Genomic DNA, 21,500 nt, shown 5'->3' with positions numbered 1-21,500 from the left:
ACCGGATGGGGGATCCGGCTGTGGTGCGCTGAGAATTCGGGTTTCTCGGCTTAGTGCGTTTGTCCCACCGTCGGGTCGGTGGCACATGTGAAACACTATCAGAGCGCAAGCACAGACAAGTCTGTTTGTCCTCTAAAAGTGACAGATATTTGTCCCCAGTTCGAGGGGCACGGCGTTGAGGAGGCTGCGCCGAACCTCACGTAGGCTCGAAACTGATGAATGGCGCAGTGCAGTTACCCCTCGACCTGGCCGACCTGTCCGTTGCCGCATCCGGCGACTCACTCGTGCGGCGGACAGTGCTTCCGAGCGGAGTGCGCATCCTCAGTGAGCGCGTTCCGGGCGCGCGCAGCGCGACGGTGGGCTACTGGGTCGCCGTCGGCTCCCGCGACGAAGCGCCCGGCACCTTCGGGTCGACCCACTTTCTTGAGCACCTCCTGTTCAAGGGCACACCGACGAGGAGCGCCCTCGACATCGCGGTGAGCTTCGACGCCGTCGGCGGCGAGCACAACGCCATGACCGCCAAGGAGTACACGTGCTACTACGCGCGGGTGCAGGACCGCGACCTTCCAATGGCAGTGGAGGTGATCGCCGACATGCTCACCTCCTCCCTGCTGGACGAGGAGGAGTTCGAGACCGAGCGCGGCGTGATCGTCGAGGAGCTCGCGATGGCCGACGACGACCCGTCGGATGTCGCGAGCGAGCGCCTCTTCGAGGCCGTCTTCGGCACGCATCCGCTCGGGTGGCCGATCGGCGGGAGCGCCGAGACGATCGGCGCCGCGACGCGCGATGGCGTCTGGAACCACTATCGCGCGAACTACCGTGCCCAGGATCTCGTCGTCACGGTCGCCGGAGCCGTCGACCATGACGAACTCGTCGCCGGCGTCGAGCGTGCCCTCGTCGCCGCGAAGTGGGATTTGTCGATCGAAGGCGATCCCGTCGAGCGCCGCGCCGCGACCGGCACCCTGATCGAGCGCGGCTCGCCCCTGGTCGTCGTCCAGCGGCCGATCGAGCAGGCCAATGTGCTGCTGGGAGTCGGCGGCATCCCCTCGACCGACCCACGTCGCTCCACCATGGCGGTGCTCAACTCGGCCTTCGGAGGGGGCATGTCCTCGCGCCTGTTCCAAGAGGTGCGCGAGAAGCGCGGCCTGGCCTACTCGGTCTACTCCTTCTCTCCCAGCTACTCCGACGCTGGCCTGTTCGGCATCTACGCCGGATGCTCACCCGCCAAGCTCGAGCAGGTCTGCGACATCATGCTGTCCGAGTTCGCGTTGCTCGCGAAGGACGGCATCACCGAGGACGAGCTGGCGCGCGCCGTCGGCCAGCTGAGCGGTGCATCCGCCCTCGCGCTTGAAGACTCCGACACCCGCATGTCGAGGCTCGGCCGCTCGGAGATCACCCTCGGCGAGTTCGCCGACCTCGACGAGTCACTGCGCCGGCTCGCGCTCGTCACGGTCGACGATGTGCGCGAACTCGCCGTAGACCTGGCCGCGCGCCCACTCTCCATTGCCGCCGTCGGCACCATCGACGAGTCGGTTCTCGCCGGCCTCTCCACCATCAACTAGGAATCACCGATGTCGCACTTCCTCTACCTCGTTCGCCACGGCGAGCAGCGCGATGCGCAGCACGGCCTTCCCGACGGGCCCCTCTCGGCGAGGGGGGAACGTCAGGCGAGGGCGATCGCCGACCGGCTGAGCGGGGTGCCGTTCACCGGTGCCTGGCACTCCCCGCTCGAGGGTCCGTCCGAGACGGCACGCATCATGACGGAGAGCATGCCGAGCCTCGACCCGCAGCCGTCCGCGCTGCTGTTCGACTGCATCCCCTCGGGCCCGACGCCCGACATGCCGCAGGGGTTCAAGCCGTTCTTCGGCTCGGTCAGCGATGCGCAGATCGAGGCCGGTCAGGCGCAGATGACGGATGCCGCGGCGGAGTGGCTCACCCCGAGCCGCGAAGACCGCCATGACCTCCTGATCACCCACAACTTCGTGATTGCATGGTTCGTGCGCGAGGTCTTCGCGGCGCCTGCCTGGCGCTGGCTGGGCACCAACCAGGCCAACGCCGGGCTCACGATCATCCGGGTCCGCTCGGTCAAGTCGCCCGAACTCATCACGCACAACGACCTCGCGCACCTGCCGGCTGAGCTGCGCACCGGGCTGCCGGTGCCGCAGCCCATCTAGCCTGCAGGGGTGCCCGCGCGCGTCACTCGAGTTCGGTCGTGAGGTTCTTCGCGAACCAGTGCGTCGCGTTGGCGTTGGCGTTGTACGGCGGAATTTCGACGTAGCCGCTGCTGCGGTAGAGGCCGGATGCGGCCTGCTGGGCCTCGTTGGTGTCGAGCACCAGCTCGCTCGCGCCGAACGCCCGCGCCCTGGCCTCCAGCTCCTCGAGCAGCTGGCGGCCGAGGCCGAGGCCGCGCACGTGGGGTTGCAACCACAGGTGCTTGACCTCGAACCGGGTCACCCCGGCGGAGTGGTCGAGCAGGCGGATTCCGCCGCAGCCGACATCCGCCGGTTCGCCGGCCAGGTCCTCGCCCTCGACGATCAGGAACACGCCGCGGGGAGGCCCGAAGTCGCCGGCCGCAGGGAAGGTCGCGTGGTACTGGCCCATTGTGGCGGGGAACGATTCCGCGCGGCTCGAGAAGTACTCGGCGAGGAGGGCGAGGGCGGCGTCGTCGGTCACTGACGCCTCGCGGTAGCTGACCATGTCGCCCAGCCTAGGGTGCCGCATCCGACCGGAACGCGCCGTCGGGAGCGGACAGGCGAGTTGGTAGATTGGGGCCATGACAACCAAGGTCGCCGTAGTCGGCGCAACCGGCAGGCTGGGCCAGCTCGTCTCGCGCATCGTGCGGGAATCCGACGAATTCGAACTCGTCGCTGAACTCGATTCCCGGACCCCGCTCAGCGACATGCTCGACGCCGACATCGCCGTGGACGTCACCGTGCCCGGTGTCAGCCAGAAGGTTGTCGACTTCGCCGTGTCGAACGGGATCAGCGTGCTCGTCGGAACGAGCGGCTGGTCGAGCGAGCGGATCACCTCCCTGCAGAGCCGCATCGCCGACAATCTCGAAATCGGCGTCGTCATCATCCCCAACTTCTCCGTCGGGTCGGTGCTCGCGACGACGTTCGCGGCCCTGGCCGCGCGATTCTTCGATTCGATCGAGATCGTCGAGACCCATCACGCCTCGAAGGTGGACTCGCCCTCCGGCACCGCGGTGCGCACCGCGGAGCTCATGGGCGCGGCGCGAGTGAAGCACGGCCCCGTCGTTGCCCCGCACACTGACCAGCGTGCCCGTGGGCAGCAGGTCGCGAGCATCCCCATCCACAGCCTGCGGATGCAAGGGGTCGTGGCCCGCCAAGACGTGCACTTCGGCGGAACCGGCGAGCTGCTCACCCTGAGCCACGAGACCCTCGCCCCGACGTCCTACGAGGCCGGTATTCTGCTCGGTCTGCGCGCGGCGCGCACCGCACGGGGGGTCACGGTGGGCCTCGACAAGCTCATCGACCTCACCTCTGGCCTTCCCCGTTGAGCGCGCGCATCGGAGCCGCCCTGATGGCGCTCCTTCTTCTGCTCTATCTGGTCGTCGTCACGCAGCTTGCCGTTCGGCTCATCGTCGTCGACGATCCCGTCTCGCGCGGCATCGGCATCGCGCTTCTCGTGCTCCCGCTGCTCGGATTCTGGGCGCTCGTCGCCGAGGTGCTCTTCGGGGTCAGGAGCCAGCGTCTGGGCGCGATCGTTGCGAGCGAGGGCCCGCTGCCCGCCGACACGCTGCCGCTGCGGCCGAGCGGTCGCCCCGATCGCGGTGCGGCCGACGTCGACTTTCCGCGGTATCAGGCCGAGGTTGAGAACGACCCGGGCAACTGGAAGGCGTGGTTCCGGCTCGGCCTCGCCTACGACGCGTGCGGCGATCGGCGCCGCGCCCGCCAGTCGATCCGTCGAGCGATCTCCCTCAGCCGAGCCACCGCCTGAGCCCGTTCAGCGCTCGTCGACGAGCGCGTCGATCGCCGACTCCACGGTCTCGTGGCGGAAGTGGAAGCCATCGGCGGTAAGCGTCGATGGAATCATTTTCTGGCTGTTCAGCAGGAGTTCGCGGCCGGCCTCGCCCATCCCGAGCGAAATGATCTTCTCCGGGATCGCAAACAGATACGGTCGGCGCAGCTTCGTCGCCAGGTACTTCGTCAACCGGTCGGAGGTCGCCGGAACGGGCCCGGCGAGGTTCACCGGACCGCTCAGCGACGAGGTGAGCAGATGCCGGATGGCCGCTGCCTCGTCGTAGAGGCTGATCCACGGCCAGTACTGGCCGCCCGTGCCCATCCGGGCGCCGGCGCCGAACTTGGTGGCGATCATCAGCGGCTTGATCCCGCCGCCGTTGCCGATCACGAGCCCGGTGCGGAAGGTGACGAGTCGCGTCTTCTCCGGGCGGATGCGCGCGGCCTCCTCCCACGCCTCGACGACGTCGGCGAGGAAACCGGTTCCGTGCTCGGAGCCGTCGACGAGCCGCTCGCCGGGGCGGTCGCCGTAGATTCCCACGGCGGACGCAGAGAGGAACACGGCGGGCGGCGTCGACGCCCGGCTCATCGCCTGGGCGAGGGTTCTGGTCGTTTCGAGTCGTGAGTTGAGGATCGTCTTCTTGTAGCCGGGAGTCCACGGGATACGGCCGAGGGACGCGCCGGACAGGTTGATGACGGCGTCCATCGAGTCCATCAGGTTCGCGTCGATCATGCCGGCGCTCGGCGCCCAGTTGTGCTCGTCGGCCCCCCTCGGCTGTCGCCGGACGAGCTTCTGCACGTCGTGACCCGCATCACGCAGCTGGCGCACCAGTTCCGTGCCCACGAGGCCGGACGCCCCGGACACGAGCACGGTCATATTCGCCTTCTTGCCCGCGCGGGAGGCGGCGGGGCGACGCACCTGCGCCACTACGCGAGGCTGGCTTCGAGGGTGATTGTCGTGCCGGCGAGCGCGAGGGAGACCGGGCAGGTCGCCTTCGCCTCATCGGCGATGCGCTCGAAGTCCTCTTCGCTGATTCCAGGAACCTTGGCGCTGACCAGGAGGTGGCTGCCGGTGATGCCGGTGCCGGGTTCGAAGGTCACGGCTGCGGTCACCTGGATGTGCTCCGGGGGTGTTCCGTTGGTCGCGAGCAGGTTGGCGAACTGCATGGAGAAGCACGAAGAATGTGCCGCGCCGAGCAGCTCCTCGGGGTTGCTCTTTCCGGCAAGTCCGTTGGTGCGCGCGGCCCAGGACATCGGAAGTTCGACGAAGCCGCCGGATGAGTCGAGTGTCGTGTGGCCGCTGCCCGCCGCTAGGTCGCCGTGCCACAGGGTGGTTGATTCGCTGGTTACCGCCATGATGAACCCCTTCGTTTGCGGTTCAGCCTAGGCCACCCGGCCGAACGCGGGCAGGGCGAAGAGCCGGTCGGGTGGCCGTTCGAGGGGTCGGCGACGGCGCGCGGCGGATTAGGGCTGGATTACACCCGGGCGGAGCGGCCGAGTAGCCCCGCACGCAGTAGGCCGAGGTAGATCTGGCAGCCCAGGCAGTAGGCGAAGGCGGCGTTGAGGAACGCGGCGATGAAGGCCGCGCCGGCGGCGATGCTGATGGCGAGTGGCACCCCGGCCAGGTGCAGCACGAGCCCGACGAGCGTCACGGCGAGGCCCACCCCCTGGGCGAAGGTCGGGGGAGCCGCCCCCTCGCGCTCAGAGGTCGGGGCGAGCCGGGGCCGCACGAATCGGGCGTACAGAACGCCGTAGGGGTGGCGCTGGATGCCGGCGAAAGCGCCCCATGCGAACAGCGCGGCGATGGCGCCGAGGAGCGCCGCCGCGGAGGTGGTGAACCCGGACAGGTCGAGCGCGACGACAACGAGCAGCAGGAGTGCGGTGATTCCGGCGCCGAACCTCGGACCGCGCGGATCGATGGGGTCGCGCTTCGACGGCAGCTCGGTCACGAGGTTGCCGTCCTGGGGGCGGTTGCGCCTGTCGCGGCATCCGTCGTCGCACCGAGTATCCCGGCGACGGCGGCGCGTACCTCGGTCGCTCGCGGGGCGCCGCCGATGCGCGCACGGATGGCCCCGCGGGAGTCGAGCACCAGAGTGGTCGGGGTCTGCAGCACCCGAAACCTGGTTGCCAGCTCCGGACGATGGGTCAGATCGATATCGACGTGCTGCACGCCCTCGTTCTCGGTGGCGATAGTGCCGAGCAGTACCCGGGTCGGCACGCACGGGGCGCACACGTCGGTGGAGAACTGCAGAAGTGTGACGCGGGCATCCGGCAGCCCGGGCAGCCGGACGAGCGACTGGTCGCCCGCGCTGACACGGCCGTTCGCGGCGCGCCAGATCAGGCCGAGCACAGTCGCGAGCGCGACGAGACCGAGCAGGATCGCGAGGGTGGCCACCGGGTTCATGCCTTCAGGCTACGTCGCCCATGTCCGCTGGCGGCGAGTGTGACAGATCATTACGCTGCGCCGCGCTATCGTGGGCGCGTGCCCCACGACATCCAATTCCGCAGCGACGTCACCGTCGAACTCATCCGCGCGAACGCGACCGACGCCGATGTGCTCTTCGCCGCCCGCGTCTCCACGCAGGGCGAGCAGACGCTCGCGGCAGCCAAGGATGAGGACCTCGACACCTCGAGAAGCAAGGGCCTCATCAACTACCTCATGCGCGACCGCCACGGTTCGCCGTTCGAGCACAACTCGATGACCTTCTACGTGCAGGCGCCGATCTTCGTGTTCCGCGAGTTCATGCGGCACCGCATCGCCTCGTACAACGAGGAATCCGGCCGCTATCGCGAGCTCAACCCGGTCTTCTACGTACCCGGACCCGAGCGCAACCTCGTGCAGGTCGGCAAGCCCGGCGCGTACGACTTCCTGCCCGGCACCACGGAGCAGACCGAGCTGGTGCAGGCCGAGGCCAAGCGGGTGTCGACCGCGGCCTTCGAGTCGTACCAGCGGATGCTTGACGCCGGCGTCGCCCGCGAGGTCGCGCGGATCGTGCTGCCGCTCAATATCTACTCGTCGATGTACGTGACGATGAACGCACGCGCGCTGATGAACTTCCTGTCTCTGCGCACCAAGCGCGAGGGAACCCAGTTTCCGTCGTATCCGCAGCGGGAGATCGAGATGGCCGCGGAGCAGATGGAGCAGCGCTTCGCCGCACTGATGCCGCTGACCTACGCCACCTTCAACGAGAACGGCCGAGTAGCCCCGTAGGGTCCCACCCCGCCTCTGCCCGCTCACGCGATCGCTGTTCACCCGCGTGCATGTAATCGCACCGGCGCGATTGAACAACACGCGCGCAAGCGGCCTGGTCAACCGGCGGATGTGGCTGCCACGGGTCACGCGATAACCTGTAGGCGTGTCTACGTCCTCTAATCCCTTTGGCCAAGTCCTCGTCGCGCTCGTAACCCCATTCACCGCCGACGGCGAAGTCGACTGGGCCGACGTCGAGAAGCACATCGACGACGTCATCACCGCGGGCGCCGACGGAATCGTGGTGACCGGCACGACCGGCGAGACCTCCACCCTCACCGACCCGGAGAAGATCCGCCTTGTCGAGGTCGGCAAGTCCGTCGCCGCGGGCCGCGCGAAGATCATCACCGGCGGTGGATCCAACGAGACCGCCCACGCGATGCAGCTGTACAAGGCAAGCGAGAAGGCCGGCGCCGACGCCGTCATGATTGTCACGCCGTACTACAACAAGCCCACACAGGCCGGGGTGCTCACCCACTTCCGCATGATCGCCGACGCGACCGACCTGCCGGTGATCCTCTACGACATCCCGGGGCGCACGGGCATCCCGATCACCTACGAGACGATCCTGCGCGCGGCGAAGCATCCGAACATCCTCGCGATCAAAGATGCGAAGGGCGACTTCAGCGAGGTCAGCCGCGTGCTCAACCAGACCGACCTGCTCTACTTCTCCGGGGACGACGCCAACGTGCTGCCGCACCTGTCGATCGGCGCGTCCGGTCTCATCGGAGTGACCGCGAACATCGCCGCGGCCCCCTACCGGGTCATCGTGGATGCCGTGAACGCCGGCGACCTCGCCACCGCGACCGCCGCGCACAAGGCGCTCGAGCCGCTCGTGCGGGCCGTCATGACGCATGTGCCCGGAACGGTGGCGGCGAAGTACATCCTGCACGGCCTGGGCCGCATCGGCAGCCCGCGCGTGCGCCTGCCGCTCGTCGGCCCGGAGGATGCCGAGGCCGCGCAGATCGAGGACGAGATCGCGCTCGTCGGCGCGATTCCCGGCCTCGACCTCAGCAACTTCCGTCCGGACCGCAATGCGGCAGCGGGCGGAGCACTCCCGAAGATCGCCGGCACGACCCGCTGAGGACGAACCCGAGCACGACCCGCCGAGCGCAACCCGCAGGAACGCCGCGCCCCAGCGCCGCAGCGAATGCCCGCGGACGAGACGACAGGACCCGATGACCCCGTACAGCCCGCCGCCGCTCGAGAACGGCACGCTGCGCATCATCCCGATCGGCGGGCTCGGTGAGATCGGCCGCAACATGACTGTCTTCGAGATCGACGGCAAGCTCCTGATCGTCGACTGCGGAGTGCTCTTCCCCGAGGAGAACCAACCGGGCGTCGACCTGATCCTGCCCGACTTCTCCCCGATCAGGGAGAGGCTCGACGACGTCGTCGGCGTCGTTCTCACCCACGGCCACGAAGACCACATCGGCGCGGTGCCGTACCTGCTCGGGCTGCGTGCCGACATCCCGCTTATCGGGTCGAGCCTGACCCTCGCGTTCATCGAGGCGAAGCTCAAGGAGCACCGCATCACGCCGTTCACGCTGACCGTGCGCGAGGACCAGAAAGAGCGGCTGGGCCCCTTCGACCTCGAATTCGTCGCGGTGAACCATTCGATCCCGGATGCTCTCGCCGTCGCGATCCGAACGAGCGCGGGTGTCGTGCTGCACACGGGCGACTTCAAGATGGACCAACTGCCGCTCGACAACCGCATCACCGACCTGCGCGCCTTCGCCCGGCTCGGCGAGGCCGGAGTCGACCTGTTCCTGGTCGACTCGACCAACGCCGACGTTCCCGGATTCACCGCGCCGGAGCGCGACATCGGGCCGGTGCTCGAGCGCGTCATCTTCTCTGCCCCGCGCCGGGTCATCATCGCCAGCTTCTCGAGCCACGTGCACCGGGTGCAGCAGGTGCTGGATGCGGCGAACGCGAATGGCCGCCGGGTCGCGTTTATGGGCCGGTCGATGGTGCGCAACATGTCGATCGCTGCGGAGCTGGGTTACCTCAAGGTGCCGCCGGGTGTTCTCGTCGACTCGAAGAAGGCCGCCGACCTGCCCGACGACAAGATCGTCTACATGAGCACGGGATCCCAGGGTGAGCCGATGGCTGTGCTCGCGCGGATGGCGAACATGGAGCATCAGATCGAGATCGGCACCGGCGACACCGTCATCCTCGCCTCGAGCCTCATCCCCGGCAACGAGAACGCCGTGTACCGCGTCATCAACGGGCTCATCAAGCTCGGCGCGAACGTAGTCCACAAGGGCAACGCGAAGGTGCACGTCTCCGGCCACGCGAGCGCCGGCGAGCTGCTCTACTGCTACAACATCGTCCGTCCGAAAAACGTGCTGCCGGTGCACGGCGAGTACCGCCACCTCGTCGCGAACCAGTCGCTTGCGATCCAGACGGGCGTGCCGCGGGAGAACACCATCATCGGCGAAGACGGCACCGTGATCGACCTGCGCGACGGCGTCGCGACCGTCGTCGGTCAGCTCGACCTCGGCTACGTGTACGTCGACGGGTCGTCAGTCGGAGCCATCACCGACGCCGACCTCAAGGACCGCCGCATCCTCGCCGAGGAGGGCTTCGTGTCGATCTTCGTCGCGATCGACGCGCAGACCGGCGCCGTCATCGTGGGGCCAGAGATCCACGCGCGGGGGTATGCCGAGGACTCCGCCGTGTTCGCGCGCGTCATTCCGCTGATCGTCGCGGCGCTCGCTGAGGCGGCGGCGAACGGAACTCGCGACACCCACGCCTACAGCCAGATCGTGCGGCGCACGGTCGGCCGCTGGGTGAGCTCATCGCACCGGCGGCGGCCCATGATCGTGCCGATCGTCATCGAGGCCTGATCGCGCGTGGCCGTGCGGGTGAAGGTGATCGACGCGATTCGCTACTGACCGCGATCGTCTGACACGCGCGCGGGCCAACTGGCCGCTGACCGTGGCTCGGGATACCGTAAGGAACATGGCTACGAGCACTCGGTCGACCCCGCGCGCGCGAACGACGCCGCGCGCCGGCACCAAGGGCGCCGGCGCCGCGACCGGCAAGGGCACCACGCGCAAGATCCCCACCCCCAAATTTGAAGCAGAACGCGGCCCCGGGCTGCTCTCCCGAGCCTGGCTCGGCCTCGCGCACATCGTTGGCGGCGGCGCGCGCGTGCTCGGCAAGGAAACCCTCGCGAAGGAGGAGCGTCGAGACGGAGTGCCGTTCTTCATCGTCATCCTCGCCCTCTTCGGCGCCGTCGTGAAGTGGTTCAATCCCTCCGACCCCGTCGCGGTCGCACTTGATGCCTACTCCTTCGGCGGCCTCTTCGGCCACGTCGCCTACGCGCTGCCCGTGATCATGGTGCTGTTCGCGATCTGGCTGTTCCGGCATCCGGCATCCGTTCACGACAATGGGCGCATCGGAATCGGCCTCGCCATTCTCCTGACCACCGTCAGCGGCCTCTTCCACATCTTCGGCGGTCAGCCGTCGCCCGCCGGGGGAATGCCCGACCTCGCGATCGCCGGCGGCATCCTCGGCTGGGTGCTCGCCGCCCCCCTCATCTTCGTGCTCACCACCGCGGGCGCGACCGCTGTCGTCATCCTGCTGCTCGTGCTCTCGCTGTTCATCATCACGAAGACCCCGCCGAACAGGCTCTTTCACCGGCTGCGTGAGCTCTACTCCTACCTGTTCGGTGCCGAGATGCCGGATGCCGAGGCCGCGGCTGCGAAGAAGGCAGCGAAGTCCGACACCGGCTCCTTCGGATCGATCGACGACCTCGGGCTCGGCGCAGAGACCGAGCTGCCCTGGTGGCGTCGCAATAAGACGCGTCGCGAAGACGACCCGGCCTACGACACCCCGGTCATCGTGCGGGGACGCGACGAGACCGAGGTCATCGACCGCTCCGCTGACGTGGCCGCGGATCGCGAGAGGGCCGAACACGCCGAGCGCGCTGCGGAGGCCGCACTGCTGGCCGAGCTCGCCCTGGCCGAGGGAGCGCTCGATCGCTTCACCGGTGAGGTCGAGGGCCATCCGACCGGCATACGGGACGACTCCGGGCCCAGCGTCGCCGACCCGCTGCCCGGCTTTGCCGACAGTGCCTCGACCAAGGGCGCAGCGGGGGAGTTCGCCGTCGCGACCGGCCCGCAATTGCCTGCCGCACCGTACCGGCTTCCGGCCGTCTCTACGCTCGCCCTCGGCACCCCGCCGAAGTCGCGTTCCGAGGCCAACGAGGTCATCGTGCGTGCAATCACCGAGGTGCTCAAGCAGTTCGCCGTCGACGCGAAGGTCACGGGCTTCAGCCGCGGGCCCACGGTCACGCGGTACGAGATCGAGCTCGGCCCCGGCGTGAAGGTGGAGCGCGTCACGGCGCTCAACAAGAACCTCAGCTATGCCGTCGCGAGCAATGAGGTGCGCATCCTCTCGCCGATCCCCGGCCGCTCCGCGATCGGCGTCGAGATCCCGAATACCGACCGCGAGATCGTGTCGCTCGGCGACGTGCTCCGCTCGAAGGCCTCGACCAGCAGCCAGCATCCGCTCACTGTCGGCCTCGGCAAAGACGTCGAGGGCGGCTTCGTCGTCGCAAACCTCGCGAAAATGCCCCACCTGCTCGTCGCGGGCTCGACCGGCTCCGGCAAGTCGAGCTTCGTCAACTCGATGATCGTCTCGCTGCTCATGCACGCCAGCCCGGCCGAGGTACGCATGGTGCTCATCGACCCGAAGCGGGTCGAGCTCACCCCTTACGCCGGCATCCCGCACCTGATCACCCCCGTCATCACGAGCCCCAAGAAGGCCGCGGAGGCGCTCAGCTGGGTCGTGAAGGAAATGGACATGCGGTACGACGACCTCGAGAGCTTCGGGTTCCGCCACATCGACGACTTCAACAGGGCCGTGTCCGCTGGCGAGGTCGTGCTGCCGGCCGGCAGCCAGCGCAAGCTCAAGCCGTACCCGTACCTCCTCATCGTCGTCGACGAGCTCGCCGACCTCATGATGGTCGCCCCGCGCGACGTCGAAGACTCGATCGTGCGTATCACGCAGCTCGCCCGCGCCTCTGGGATCCATCTCGTGCTCGCCACCCAGCGCCCGAGCGTCGACGTCGTCACGGGCCTCATCAAGGCCAACGTGCCCTCGCGCCTCGCCTTCGCCGTGAGCAGCATGACCGACAGCCGCGTGATCCTCGACCAGCCCGGCGCCGAGAAGCTCATCGGCCAGGGCGACGCGCTCTTCCTGCCGATGGGCGCCTCGAAGTCGATCCGTGTGCAGGGCGCCTGGGTCACCGAGAGCGAGGTCAACGCCGTCGTCAAGCACGTGACCCGTCAGGCCCAGCCCGAATATCGCAAGGACGTCGCCGCGGTAGCCGATAAGAAGGTCGTCGACGGCGACATAGGCGACGACCTCGAGGTGCTCCTTGCCGCCGCCGAGCTCATCGTCAGCACCCAGTTCGGATCGACCTCGATGCTGCAGCGCAAGCTTCGGGTCGGGTTCGCGAAGGCAGGGCGCCTGATGGACCTGCTTGAATCGCGGGAGATCGTCGGGCCCTCGGAGGGGTCGAAGGCACGCGACGTGCTCGTTACGCCGGAACAGCTCCCGGGCGTGCTCGCACGGCTGCGGGGCGAGGATGCTCCGGCTGCGGCATCCGACCCACGGCAGGGACGCTCGGCCGACGCAGACCGGCTCGACAACCCCGTGCTCGATCCGGTTCGCGAGATGACGACCGGTTACGATGAGGTGGACGCCTCGGACGAGGACGCCTGGGGACTGACGGGCAGGGAGTAGCGCCGTGGCAACTGATCGAGTGCCACCGGGTCCGCCCTCCGACTCGTCGGGGGAGCCCACTCCGCGCCGCCCCAACCCGATGCGCGGCAGGGTCGTCCGGTCGGGCGAGACCCCCGCAAGCTCGGGCAACATCGCCAACATCATCACCGTCGTCCGCATCCTGATGGCACCGGCCTTCATATGGCTGCTTCTCGCCGACGAAGGCGCACTGGGCCCCCTGCGCATCATCGCGGCAGTGCTCTTCGTGGTCGCGATCATCACCGACAGCGTTGACGGCCTGCTCGCCCGCCGCCAGAACCTCGTCACCGACCTCGGTAAGATTCTCGACCCGATCGCCGACAAGGTGCTCATCGGCGGCGCCCTGGTTGGACTCTCGATCCTCGGCGAGCTGCCCTGGTGGGTCACGATCATCATCATGGTGCGCGAGTTGGGCATTACCGCCTTCCGATTCGCCGTGTTGCGCACCCGCGTCGTCCCGGCCTCGAGCGGCGGCAAGCTCAAGACAGTGCTGCAGTCCGTTGCGATCTCGCTCTACCTGTTCCCCCTGCAGCTCGTGGTCGGAGACTGGATCCTCTGGGTCAACGCGATCCTTATGGGGCTCGCCGTCATCGTGACCGTCATCACCGGCGCGGACTACCTGTGGAAGGCGTACCGCGGCAACCGTCCTGGCACCCAGGCGTGAGCCTCGCTCACGCGATCGTCTCCGAGCTGACCACGCGGAAGCTGTCGGTTGCGGTCGCGGAATCGCTCACCGGCGGCCTGCTCGTCGCCGAGCTTGTGGCGATCCCCGGGGCATCCGTCGTGGTCCGCGGGGGAGTGGTCGCCTATGCCACCGACCTCAAGCACTCCCTGCTGGGCGTGTCGGCGGAGCTGCTCGCCGCGGAGGGACCGGTCCACCCCGAGGTGGCCCGGCAAATGGCGACGGGCGTGCGCCAGTTGCTGTCGATTGACGGCACCCCCGCCGACATCGGCCTCGCAACGACGGGAGTCGCGGGCCCCGGCGCCCAGGATGGACACTCGCCGGGCGAGGCGTACGTCGCAATCGCGATCGGCGACAGGGTAGAAGTGCTCCACTTGCAGGTACCGGGCTCCCGCGAAGACATCCGGATTCGCGTCGTCTCCGAATCCCTCAGCGAACTGGCTAAACTACTGCGCCACGGCTAGCTATCGCGGGGAATGATTCGCGTTTCGATCTCGTTACATAGGTGTGATTAACAAGCGTCACACAGATTGTTCTCGATAGAGTTTGGGTCATCAGGAGTTGCGCTACCGCAACTCCTGGCACGCATCTACAACACGGGTCAGTCATCTAAGGAGGAGAGTCCAGATGGTACTAGTACGCCAAGAAATCGGAGATGTGCTCCGGGACTTCCGCCTGCAGAAGGGTCGAACCCTTCGCCAGGTCGCGAGCAAGGCCAGTGTTGCTCTCGGTTACCTGAGCGAGGTGGAGCGAGGCCAGAAAGAGGCCAGCTCTGAGATCCTCGCTTCTGTTGCAGATGCCCTCGACACTCCCATATCTGTCATCATGCGCGAAGTCGGCGATCGCCTCGCCGTCATCGAGGGTCTCAATCGGATCCCCGATACCGTTCCGGATGACCTCGTCGCCAATTTCGATGCGGACCTTGCTGTCCGTTAGAACACACCCAATCGATCAAATGCCCCGGTCTCACCGCCGGGGCATTTGTCGTTTAGGGGCGCCGAGGCCTTCGAGGTTGCGACGTGCCGTGCAACTTTTGCGGGTCGCACAGGGGACCAGCATCCGACTGGCTCCGCGTGCGTCGTGTAGTGGGTGTGCCTCGGGTCTTGTTAGCGTTGTCGGGTGAGAGTGAGCGAATTCTGGCAGGCCGTGGCCGACGAGTTCGGCGAGGGATACGGGCGAACCGTCACGCGCGACCTGGTGCTTGGCGCTCTGGGGGACCGCACGGCGGTGCAGGCCATAGCCGCGGGCATCGACACGAAAGAGATCTGGGTCGCCCTCTGCGCGTCGACCGACGTTCCCCCCAACCGGCGCTACGGCGTAGGGCAGCTGCCGAAGAAGTAGCCGGCCGCGGGCAGTCGGCCGCGTGCCAATATTGCGTGAGTTGCCTGCTTACGTCCCCTTGCGGGGTGTGGATGCCGCTTTAGTGGGCGACTCGCGGGCTCGCGCCGACCGCCCACGCGCGGTTCCCCTTGCCGGGGCGTGAATGTGCGACACGCGCATCCTTGGGGTCGAACATTCGTTCGGTTCTTACTAAACTCCTGCACAGGCGCAATCGAAGACGGTCTGTGCACTGATGCCGGTGAGGGTCGACAGGAATGTCAGACCCCGAGCGTACAGTCGCAGTTGTTGGAGACGAACCAACGACAAGCACCACCCGTAACACCAGCCTTGTCGCGGACTGCCGGGCCCTGCAACATCGGCCTGGCAGTGAAGCGGCAGCCTATAGGCGCACAACCCTCTAGTCACAAGGAGCCTCCCATGGCATCAGCAGCAGATCGCGAAAAGTCGCTCGAAACCGCCCTCGCACAGATTGACCGCCAGTTCGGCAAGGGCTCCGTCATGCGGCTCGGCAGCGACGAGCGCGCCCCCGTCGCGGTGATCCCGACAGGGTCGATCGCCCTGGATGTCGCGCTCGGCATTGGCGGGCTTCCCCGCGGCCGCATCGTGGAGATCTACGGCCCGGAGTCCTCCGGTAAGACGACCCTCACGCTGCACGCCATCGCGAATGCGCAGAAGGCCGGCGGCATCGCCGCCTTCATTGACGCCGAGCACGCGCTCGATCCGGACTACGCGCAGAAGCTCGGCGTCGACATCGACGCCCTCCTGGTCTCCCAGCCCGACACGGGTGAGCAGGCACTCGAAATCGCCGACATGCTCGTCCGTTCCGGCTCGATCGACCTCATCGTCATCGACTCCGTCGCCGCCCTCGTCCCGCGCGCGGAGATCGAAGGAGAGATGGGCGACTCCCACGTCGGTCTGCAGGCGCGCCTCATGTCGCAGGCGCTGCGCAAGCTCACGGGTGGCCTGAGCCAGACCAACACGACGATGATCTTCATCAACCAGCTCCGCGAGAAGATCGGGGTGTTCTTCGGAAGCCCCGAGACCACCGCGGGAGGCAAGGCGCTCAAGTTCTACGCGTCGGTTCGACTCGATATCCGCCGTATCGAGACTCTGAAAGATGGCACAGAGGCCTACGGTAACCGCACCCGGGTGAAGGTCGTGAAGAACAAGATGGCGCCCCCGTTCAAGCAGGCCGAGTTCGACATCCTCTACGGCGTCGGCATCTCACGCGAGGGAAGCCTCATCGACTTCGGCGTCGAGCACGAGATCGTGCGCAAGTCGGGGGCGTGGTACACCTACAACGGCGACCAGCTGGGTCAGGGCAAGGACAACTCACGCAACTTCCTGCTGAGAAACCCCGAGATTGCCCTCGACATCGAGAAGAAGATCATGATCAAGCTCGGCATGGCGGCCGACCCGAACGCACCCGCTGCCGCAGCCGGTGACCCGGCTAAGGCGGCCGACACGGCGAAGACCGCGGCGGTCGAGCCGATCCAGAAGAAGCTCGCCTCGCGCAAGGCGGTCTGAGAATGACGCGGCGTCCGATCAGGCTTGCCAGCGCACGCCCGACCGCCACCGGGGCAGTATCGTGACGCGGCCGACCGACGGCTGGTACGTCGAGCCGACCGGCGGTGGCGAGAGTGTCCCTCTCGCCACCGTGACGCCGATCCGCAAGGTGGCGTTCGAGGAACTGCCAGAGGAACCGGAGCAGGTCACCGAGGCGGAACCGGAACAGGTCGCTGCGACTGCGTCGGAGAAGGCCGCAGCGCGCCGGGCGGATCGTGCGGCCAACGTGAGTATGACCGCACTCACGCGTCGCGGAATGTCCCGTTGGGAGCTCGAGCAGATCCTGGTGGCTCGGGAACTCGATCCCGACGAGGTCGAGGCCGAGCTCGACCGGCTCGCCAGCGTCGGTCTCATCGACGACGCGTCGCTGGCCGAGACGATCGTGCGCACCCAGCACGAGCGCAAAGGCCTCGGGCGCAGCGCGCTCATTGCGGAGATGCGCCGCAGGCACATCGATCCGGCGCAGATAGAGGAGTCTCTCGAGCAGCTCAGCGACGACAGCGAACTCGAGCGAGCCAAGGAGCTTGCGCACAAGCGAGCCCCGCAGTTGCGGTCGCTCGACCAGACCACCGCGAAGCGCCGACTCACGGCATTCCTCATGCGCAAGGGGTATCCGTCGAGCGTCATCCGCACCGCAGTCGACGAGGCGCTCGATGCGGGGGGCTCGGCCGTCCGCTTCCGATGACGGCGGCGCCATCCCGCCGGCGTGGTCACGGCCGGTGCCGTCAGGACGGCCGATGCTGTCAGGACGGCCGATGATGCTGTCAGGACGGCCGGTGCTGTCAGGACGGCCGGTGCTGTCAGGATGGGCGGGCCGCCAAGCGGGTTAGGCTTTTGGGATCATGACCATCACCGCGCCAGCATCCGCCCCCGCCGCATCCGAGGCTGTCGCAGCGCGAACCTACGAGGTCCGCACCTTCGGCTGTCAGATGAACGTTCACGACTCCGAGCGGCTGAGCGGCTCGCTCGAGGCCGCCGGTTACGTTGCTGCCGCAGGCGCGCGAGCCGATGTCGTGGTCATCAACACCTGCGCCGTTCGGGAGAACGCCGACAACAAGCTCTACGGCAACCTCGGCATGCTCGCCTCGGTCAAGCGGGAACACGAGGGCATGCAGATCGCCGTCGGCGGATGCCTGGCCCAGAAAGACAAGAACGTCATCCTCGAGAAGGCGCCCTGGGTCGACGTGGTGTTCGGCACTCACAACATGGGATCGCTGCCGGCGCTGCTCGAGCGGGCGCGGCACAACGGAGAGGCGCAGCTCGAGATTCTCGAATCGCTCGATGTCTTCCCCTCCACGCTCCCGACCAAGCGCGAGTCCACTCACAGCGGCTGGGTATCGATCTCGGTCGGCTGCAACAACACCTGCACCTTCTGCATCGTGCCCGCGCTGCGCGGCAAGGAGAAGGACCGCCGCCCCGGCGACATCCTCGCCGAGATCGCGGCCATGGTCGACGACGGCGCCATCGAGGTGACGCTGCTGGGCCAGAACGTCAACTCCTATGGCGTCGAGTTCGGCGACCGCCAGGCGTTCGGCAAGCTGCTGCGCGCGGCCGGAACCATCGAGGGACTCGAGCGGGTGCGTTTCACGAGCCCGCACCCCGCCGCCTTCACCGACGACGTCATTGATGCGATGGCCGAGACGGATGCCGTGATGCCTCAGTTGCACATGCCGCTGCAGTCGGGCTCCGACCGCGTGCTCAAGGCCATGCGCCGCAGCTACCGCTCCGAGAAGTTCCTCGGGATCCTCGACCGGGTGCGCGCGAGAATCCCGCTCGCCGCGATCTCCACGGACATCATCGTCGGCTTCCCCGGGGAGACCGAGGAGGACTTTCAGGAAACCCTCCGCGTGGTGGAGCTCGCCCGGTTCGCCTCGGCATTCACGTTCCAGTACTCGATCCGTGAGGGAACGCCCGCGGCGACGATGCCCGACCAGATCCCCAAGGCCGTCGTGCAGGAGCGCTACGAACGCCTCACCGCGCTGCAGGACCGCATCTCCTGGGAGGAGAACCAGAAACTCGTCGGCCACACCGTCAACGTGCTCGTCGGTGCTGAGGGAAAGAAAGACGCGAGCACCCATCGGCTCTCCGGGCGCGCCGAGGATTCGCGCCTCGTGCACTTCGAGGTGCCGCCGCACAGTGACATTCCCCGCCCGGGCGACGTCGTGACAGTCGTGATCAGCGACGCCAAACCGTTCCACCTCATCGCCGACAGCGCCGACCACTCGCCGCTCGCCATCCGGCGCACCCGTGCGGGCGACGCGTGGGACCGCGCCGAGGCAGACTCGTGCGGTGTGCCAGCCGTGGCGGGCTCGGTGCCCTCGGCGCCCGGTCGCGTCTCGCTCGGACTGCCGACCCTTCGTGTATCGACGGCGCCGATCTACGACCCGTCCGACGGCGAACGCTGATCGAGCATCGGCGAGAGCCCATGCTGATCGCGGTCGTCGGCGCCACCGGCACCGGCAAGTCCGGGCTCTCCCTCGACATCGCCGAGCGGCTCGCGGATGCCGGGCGTGCGGCCGAGATCGTCAACGCGGATGCCTCCCAGCTGTACCGGGGCATGGACATCGGCACGGCCAAGCTGCCGGTCGCCGACCGGCGCGGCATCCGGCACCACCTGCTCGACGTGCTCGACGTGACGGCCGAGGCGAGCGTCGCGGACTACCAGCTCGCGGCCCGCACGGCCATCGACGAGATCCACCAGCGCGGCGCCGTGCCGATCCTCGTCGGCGGATCCGGCCTGTACGTCTCGTCGGTCATCTACGACTTCCAGTTTCCCGGCACCGATCCGGTCATCCGCGCCCGGCTCGAGGCCGAGCTGCTCGAGGCTGGCCCCGGCACGCTTGCCCGCCGCCTGACTGAGCTCGACCCGGCGGCGGCAACGGCGATCGGTCCGCACAACGGCCGGCGCATCGTGCGCGCCCTCGAGGTTATCGAGATGACGGGGGAGCCCTTCGGGTCGGGGCTGCCCGACGAGTCCGCGCTCTGGACTCCGACCACCGTGCTCGGACTGCAGGTTCCGCGCGCCGAGCTCGTCGAGCGGCTCGATGAGCGGGTGCGGATGATGTGGAGCGGGGGCCTCCTCGCCGAGGTCGAGGCCCTGATCGGTCGAGGCCTCGAGCGCGGGGTGACCGCCAGCCGCGCCATCGGCTACTCGCAGGCCATCGCACAGCTGCACTGCACTCTCGGGGAGGAGGAGGCGATCGAGCAAACCCAGGCGCTCACCCGCCGCTACGCCCGGCGCCAGGTCGGCTGGTTCAGGCGGTATCCGGGCACGATCTGGTTCGCCGGCGGCACCGCGCCCGGTGCGGAGGATGCGCCGGTCAGCGGCGCCGCGATCGATCGCGTCCTGGCCGCCACCGTTCTGGCTACCATTGACGAGTGAGCATCACCATCCACTTCACCAAGGGCCACGGCACGGGCAATGACTTCGTGCTGTTCGCTGACCCCGACGGACAGATCGACCTGAGCACGGCGCAGCTGGCCGCCATCGCCGACCGGCATTTTGGTGTCGGAGGCGATGGCGTCATCCGCGCCGTGCGCTCGCGAAGCCTGCCGGAGGGGGCCGCCGCCCTCGCGGAGGACGACTCGGCGGAATGGTTCATGGACTATCACAACGCCGATGGGTCGCCGTCGGAGATGTGCGGCAACGGCATCCGCGTCTTCGCCCGCTACCTCGTCGACAACGGCCTTGCTGAGCTCGGACCAGGCGAGACGATGGTCATCGGCACCCGCGGCGGCGTGCGCGACGTGCAGGGCAACCGCAGCGGGTACCAGGTCGACCTCGGCCGATGGTTGCTCGACGGCGGCGAGCCCCTCGTGCGCGCCAAGAACCTCCAGGTCGCCCGACCCGGACTGGGCATCAACCTCGGAAACCCGCACGTGGTCGTCGCTCTGGCCAGCGAGGAGGAACTCGACAGTGCTGACCTGTCGTTCATCCCGGTCCTCGAGCCGGAGGCGCCGGAGGGGGCGAACGTCGAGTTCGTCGTGCCGATGGACCCGCTCGTCATCGACGGAGTGGGTCACATCCGCATGCGGGTGCACGAGCGCGGCAGCGGGGAGACGCTCTCCTGCGGCACCGGAGCGGCCGCCGCAGCGCTGGCCACCCGATACTGGGCGGGTGCCGGCGCACCGAACCAGTGGAGGGTCGAGGTACCCGGAGGCACTCTCGGCGTGCGGATGTTCGCGGCGGAGGACGGCGAGCACGTGGCCCTGAGCGGTCCGGCGGAGCTCGTCTTCGAGGGTGACCTCAGTCTCTAGCGCCCATCGTCCTGCCGCTAGCGGCGCCGCACCCGCAGCACGCGGTAGCCCTTGCTGGTGGACGAGCGGATGACTGAGCAATCCTCCGGCAATGAGCCCTCGAGCCAGCGATGCAGCGAGTCGGAGCCGAGATTGCGCTGCACGACGAGCCAGGCGTCGGCAGCGTGCTCGAGCCGCGGCAGCCAACGCTCGAGTAAGCCGTGCAGCTCGTTCTTGCCCACCCGGATCGGCGGATTCGACCAGATCGTCATGAAGCTCATGTCGGCGGGAACATCGTCGGGCAGGCAGGCGTTGACATTCGTGAGGCCCAGTTCGGCGGCATTGCGACGCACCAGATCGAGAGCACGCTCGTTGACGTCGACGGCCCAGACCGTGGCGTTCGGTGACTCGAGTGCGAGGGTGAGCGCAATCGGTCCCCAGCCGCAGCCGAGATCGAGCAGGTTGCCTCCGGGAGGCGGCTTCGGGATGCTGCCAAGCAGCACCTGGGTGCCGGCGTCGATGCGCTCGGGGCTGAATATGCCGCCTGCGGTGGTCAGCTCGACCTGGCGGCCGGCGAGAGTCACCGAGAAACGCCGGAGTTTGAGCTCACTCTCGGGCTTCGCTGAGAAGTAGTGCTCACTTGTCATCTAACAGAACCTACCCAAAGAGG

Annotated in this window: 23 protein-coding genes; 17 read left to right on the top strand and 6 right to left on the bottom strand. The window is 67.8% G+C overall.

Features of this window, described 5'->3' with window-relative positions; genetic code table 11:
• The first annotated feature begins 215 nt into the window (after positions 1–215).
• Both BHD05_RS13210 and BHD05_RS13205 read left to right on the top strand, forming a co-directional pair.
• Entirely contained in the window at positions 216–1,562 is a 1,347-nt protein-coding gene (locus BHD05_RS13210; protein ID WP_161886835.1) for a M16 family metallopeptidase, read from the top strand.
• A 9-nt stretch (positions 1,563–1,571) separates the two neighbouring features.
• Positions 1,572–2,174, top strand: coding sequence for a histidine phosphatase family protein (locus BHD05_RS13205; protein ID WP_161886834.1), 603 nt, complete (start codon positions 1,572–1,574; stop codon positions 2,172–2,174).
• 22 nt (positions 2,175–2,196) lie between these two features.
• On the opposite strand, the gene BHD05_RS13200 is transcribed toward BHD05_RS13205, so the two are convergent.
• Positions 2,197–2,697, bottom strand: coding sequence for a GNAT family N-acetyltransferase (locus tag BHD05_RS13200; protein ID WP_161886833.1), 501 nt, complete (start codon positions 2,695–2,697; stop codon positions 2,197–2,199).
• Between the two features lie 76 nt (positions 2,698–2,773).
• Here BHD05_RS13200 and dapB point away from each other — a divergent pair, with 76 nt between their 5' ends.
• A complete protein-coding gene (gene dapB, locus BHD05_RS13195; protein ID WP_161886832.1) occupies positions 2,774–3,520 on the top strand; it encodes a 4-hydroxy-tetrahydrodipicolinate reductase in 747 nt (248 codons plus the stop codon).
• Positions 3,517–3,960: a tetratricopeptide repeat protein gene (locus BHD05_RS13190; RefSeq protein WP_161886831.1), complete on the top strand. Its 444-nt coding sequence runs from the start codon at positions 3,517–3,519 to the stop codon at positions 3,958–3,960. Before dapB ends, BHD05_RS13190 begins: the two co-directional genes overlap by 4 nt.
• A gap of 6 nt (positions 3,961–3,966) precedes the next feature.
• On the opposite strand, the gene BHD05_RS13185 is transcribed toward BHD05_RS13190, so the two are convergent.
• From BHD05_RS13185 to BHD05_RS13170, 4 genes are all read right to left on the bottom strand, one after another.
• Positions 3,967–4,908, bottom strand: coding sequence for a TIGR01777 family oxidoreductase (locus BHD05_RS13185; protein WP_335920149.1), 942 nt, complete (start codon positions 4,906–4,908; stop codon positions 3,967–3,969).
• On the bottom strand, positions 4,908–5,336 hold the full coding sequence (locus tag BHD05_RS13180; protein WP_161886830.1) for an OsmC family peroxiredoxin: 429 nt from the start codon (positions 5,334–5,336) through the stop codon (positions 4,908–4,910). Before BHD05_RS13180 ends, BHD05_RS13185 begins: the two co-directional genes overlap by 1 nt.
• 119 nt (positions 5,337–5,455) lie before the next feature.
• Positions 5,456–5,929, bottom strand: a complete 474-nt coding sequence (locus BHD05_RS13175) for a DUF4395 domain-containing protein (RefSeq protein ID WP_202614224.1) — start codon at positions 5,927–5,929, stop codon at positions 5,456–5,458.
• Positions 5,926–6,384, bottom strand: coding sequence for a TlpA family protein disulfide reductase (locus tag BHD05_RS13170; protein WP_161886829.1), 459 nt, complete (start codon positions 6,382–6,384; stop codon positions 5,926–5,928). Before BHD05_RS13170 ends, BHD05_RS13175 begins: the two co-directional genes overlap by 4 nt.
• Before the next feature lie 78 nt (positions 6,385–6,462).
• Here BHD05_RS13170 and thyX point away from each other — a divergent pair, with 78 nt between their 5' ends.
• From thyX to dapF, 13 genes are all read left to right on the top strand, one after another.
• The gene (gene thyX / locus BHD05_RS13165; RefSeq protein ID WP_161886828.1) at positions 6,463–7,191 is read left to right on the top strand and encodes an FAD-dependent thymidylate synthase; all 729 of its coding nucleotides are present in this window, start codon (positions 6,463–6,465) and stop codon (positions 7,189–7,191) included.
• 145 nt (positions 7,192–7,336) lie between these two features.
• The gene (gene dapA, locus BHD05_RS13160) at positions 7,337–8,314 is read left to right on the top strand and encodes a 4-hydroxy-tetrahydrodipicolinate synthase (RefSeq protein WP_161886827.1); all 978 of its coding nucleotides are present in this window, start codon (positions 7,337–7,339) and stop codon (positions 8,312–8,314) included.
• 94 nt (positions 8,315–8,408) lie between these two features.
• Positions 8,409–10,079, top strand: a complete 1,671-nt coding sequence (locus BHD05_RS13155; RefSeq protein WP_161886826.1) for a ribonuclease J — start codon at positions 8,409–8,411, stop codon at positions 10,077–10,079.
• Between the two features lie 115 nt (positions 10,080–10,194).
• Positions 10,195–12,987 (top strand): FtsK/SpoIIIE family DNA translocase, encoded by a 2,793-nt coding sequence (locus tag BHD05_RS13150; protein ID WP_161886825.1) that lies wholly within the window; start codon positions 10,195–10,197, stop codon positions 12,985–12,987.
• 79 nt (positions 12,988–13,066) lie between these two features.
• Positions 13,067–13,669 carry a CDP-diacylglycerol--glycerol-3-phosphate 3-phosphatidyltransferase gene (pgsA, locus tag BHD05_RS13145; RefSeq protein WP_161887549.1) on the top strand — a complete coding sequence of 201 codons (603 nt, stop codon included), beginning with the start codon at positions 13,067–13,069 and terminating at the stop codon, positions 13,667–13,669.
• Positions 13,666–14,151: a CinA family protein gene (locus BHD05_RS13140; protein ID WP_161886824.1), complete on the top strand. Its 486-nt coding sequence runs from the start codon at positions 13,666–13,668 to the stop codon at positions 14,149–14,151. Before pgsA ends, BHD05_RS13140 begins: the two co-directional genes overlap by 4 nt.
• Before the next feature lie 163 nt (positions 14,152–14,314).
• Positions 14,315–14,623: a helix-turn-helix domain-containing protein gene (locus BHD05_RS13135; RefSeq protein WP_161886823.1), complete on the top strand. Its 309-nt coding sequence runs from the start codon at positions 14,315–14,317 to the stop codon at positions 14,621–14,623.
• Positions 14,624–14,806: 183 nt separating this feature from the next.
• Positions 14,807–15,028: a DUF3046 domain-containing protein gene (locus BHD05_RS13130; RefSeq protein WP_161886822.1), complete on the top strand. Its 222-nt coding sequence runs from the start codon at positions 14,807–14,809 to the stop codon at positions 15,026–15,028.
• A gap of 417 nt (positions 15,029–15,445) precedes the next feature.
• Positions 15,446–16,555, top strand: coding sequence for a recombinase RecA (gene recA / locus BHD05_RS13125; RefSeq protein WP_161886821.1), 1,110 nt, complete (start codon positions 15,446–15,448; stop codon positions 16,553–16,555).
• Positions 16,556–16,616: 61 nt separating this feature from the next.
• Positions 16,617–17,279 carry a regulatory protein RecX gene (locus tag BHD05_RS13120; RefSeq protein WP_161886820.1) on the top strand — a complete coding sequence of 221 codons (663 nt, stop codon included), beginning with the start codon at positions 16,617–16,619 and terminating at the stop codon, positions 17,277–17,279.
• Between the two features lie 157 nt (positions 17,280–17,436).
• The gene (gene miaB / locus BHD05_RS13115; RefSeq protein WP_161886819.1) at positions 17,437–18,999 is read left to right on the top strand and encodes a tRNA (N6-isopentenyl adenosine(37)-C2)-methylthiotransferase MiaB; all 1,563 of its coding nucleotides are present in this window, start codon (positions 17,437–17,439) and stop codon (positions 18,997–18,999) included.
• A 20-nt stretch (positions 19,000–19,019) separates the two neighbouring features.
• Positions 19,020–19,976 (top strand): tRNA (adenosine(37)-N6)-dimethylallyltransferase MiaA, encoded by a 957-nt coding sequence (gene miaA, locus BHD05_RS13110; protein WP_161886818.1) that lies wholly within the window; start codon positions 19,020–19,022, stop codon positions 19,974–19,976.
• A gap of 2 nt (positions 19,977–19,978) precedes the next feature.
• Complete coding sequence (dapF, locus tag BHD05_RS13105) at positions 19,979–20,851, top strand: diaminopimelate epimerase (RefSeq protein WP_161887548.1); 873 nt, start codon at positions 19,979–19,981, stop codon at positions 20,849–20,851.
• A gap of 17 nt (positions 20,852–20,868) precedes the next feature.
• On the opposite strand, the gene BHD05_RS13100 is transcribed toward dapF, so the two are convergent.
• Positions 20,869–21,477, bottom strand: coding sequence for a class I SAM-dependent methyltransferase (locus tag BHD05_RS13100; RefSeq protein WP_161886817.1), 609 nt, complete (start codon positions 21,475–21,477; stop codon positions 20,869–20,871).
• Positions 21,478–21,500: the final 23 nt, after the last annotated feature.

Origin of the sequence: Marisediminicola antarctica (assembly GCF_009930795.1) — a bacterium.
Classification (GTDB): Bacteria; Actinomycetota; Actinomycetes; order Actinomycetales; family Microbacteriaceae; genus Marisediminicola; species Marisediminicola antarctica.
The sequence above is the reverse complement of the archived record's forward strand: the minus strand, read 5'-3'. Positions and strand labels throughout refer to the sequence as shown.

Excerpts from the sequence above, each read along its gene's own strand:
- BHD05_RS13210 (WP_161886835.1), top strand. The coding sequence starts at position 216 with ATGAATGGCGCAGTGCAGTTACCCCTCGACCTGGCCGACCTGTCCGTT.
- BHD05_RS13205 (WP_161886834.1), top strand. The coding sequence starts at position 1,572 with ATGTCGCACTTCCTCTACCTCGTTCGCCACGGCGAGCAGCGCGATGCG.
- BHD05_RS13200 (WP_161886833.1), bottom strand. The coding sequence starts at position 2,697 with ATGGTCAGCTACCGCGAGGCGTCAGTGACCGACGACGCCGCCCTCGCC.
- dapB (WP_161886832.1), top strand. The coding sequence starts at position 2,774 with ATGACAACCAAGGTCGCCGTAGTCGGCGCAACCGGCAGGCTGGGCCAG.
- BHD05_RS13180 (WP_161886830.1), bottom strand. The coding sequence starts at position 5,336 with ATGGCGGTAACCAGCGAATCAACCACCCTGTGGCACGGCGACCTAGCG.
- BHD05_RS13170 (WP_161886829.1), bottom strand. The coding sequence starts at position 6,384 with ATGAACCCGGTGGCCACCCTCGCGATCCTGCTCGGTCTCGTCGCGCTC.
- BHD05_RS13155 (WP_161886826.1), top strand. The coding sequence starts at position 8,409 with ATGACCCCGTACAGCCCGCCGCCGCTCGAGAACGGCACGCTGCGCATC.
- BHD05_RS13150 (WP_161886825.1), top strand. The coding sequence starts at position 10,195 with ATGGCTACGAGCACTCGGTCGACCCCGCGCGCGCGAACGACGCCGCGC.
- pgsA (WP_161887549.1), top strand. The coding sequence starts at position 13,067 with ATGCGCGGCAGGGTCGTCCGGTCGGGCGAGACCCCCGCAAGCTCGGGC.
- BHD05_RS13135 (WP_161886823.1), top strand. The coding sequence starts at position 14,315 with ATGGTACTAGTACGCCAAGAAATCGGAGATGTGCTCCGGGACTTCCGC.
- recA (WP_161886821.1), top strand. The coding sequence starts at position 15,446 with ATGGCATCAGCAGCAGATCGCGAAAAGTCGCTCGAAACCGCCCTCGCA.
- miaB (WP_161886819.1), top strand. The coding sequence starts at position 17,437 with ATGACCATCACCGCGCCAGCATCCGCCCCCGCCGCATCCGAGGCTGTC.
- miaA (WP_161886818.1), top strand. The coding sequence starts at position 19,020 with ATGCTGATCGCGGTCGTCGGCGCCACCGGCACCGGCAAGTCCGGGCTC.
- BHD05_RS13100 (WP_161886817.1), bottom strand. The coding sequence starts at position 21,477 with ATGACAAGTGAGCACTACTTCTCAGCGAAGCCCGAGAGTGAGCTCAAA.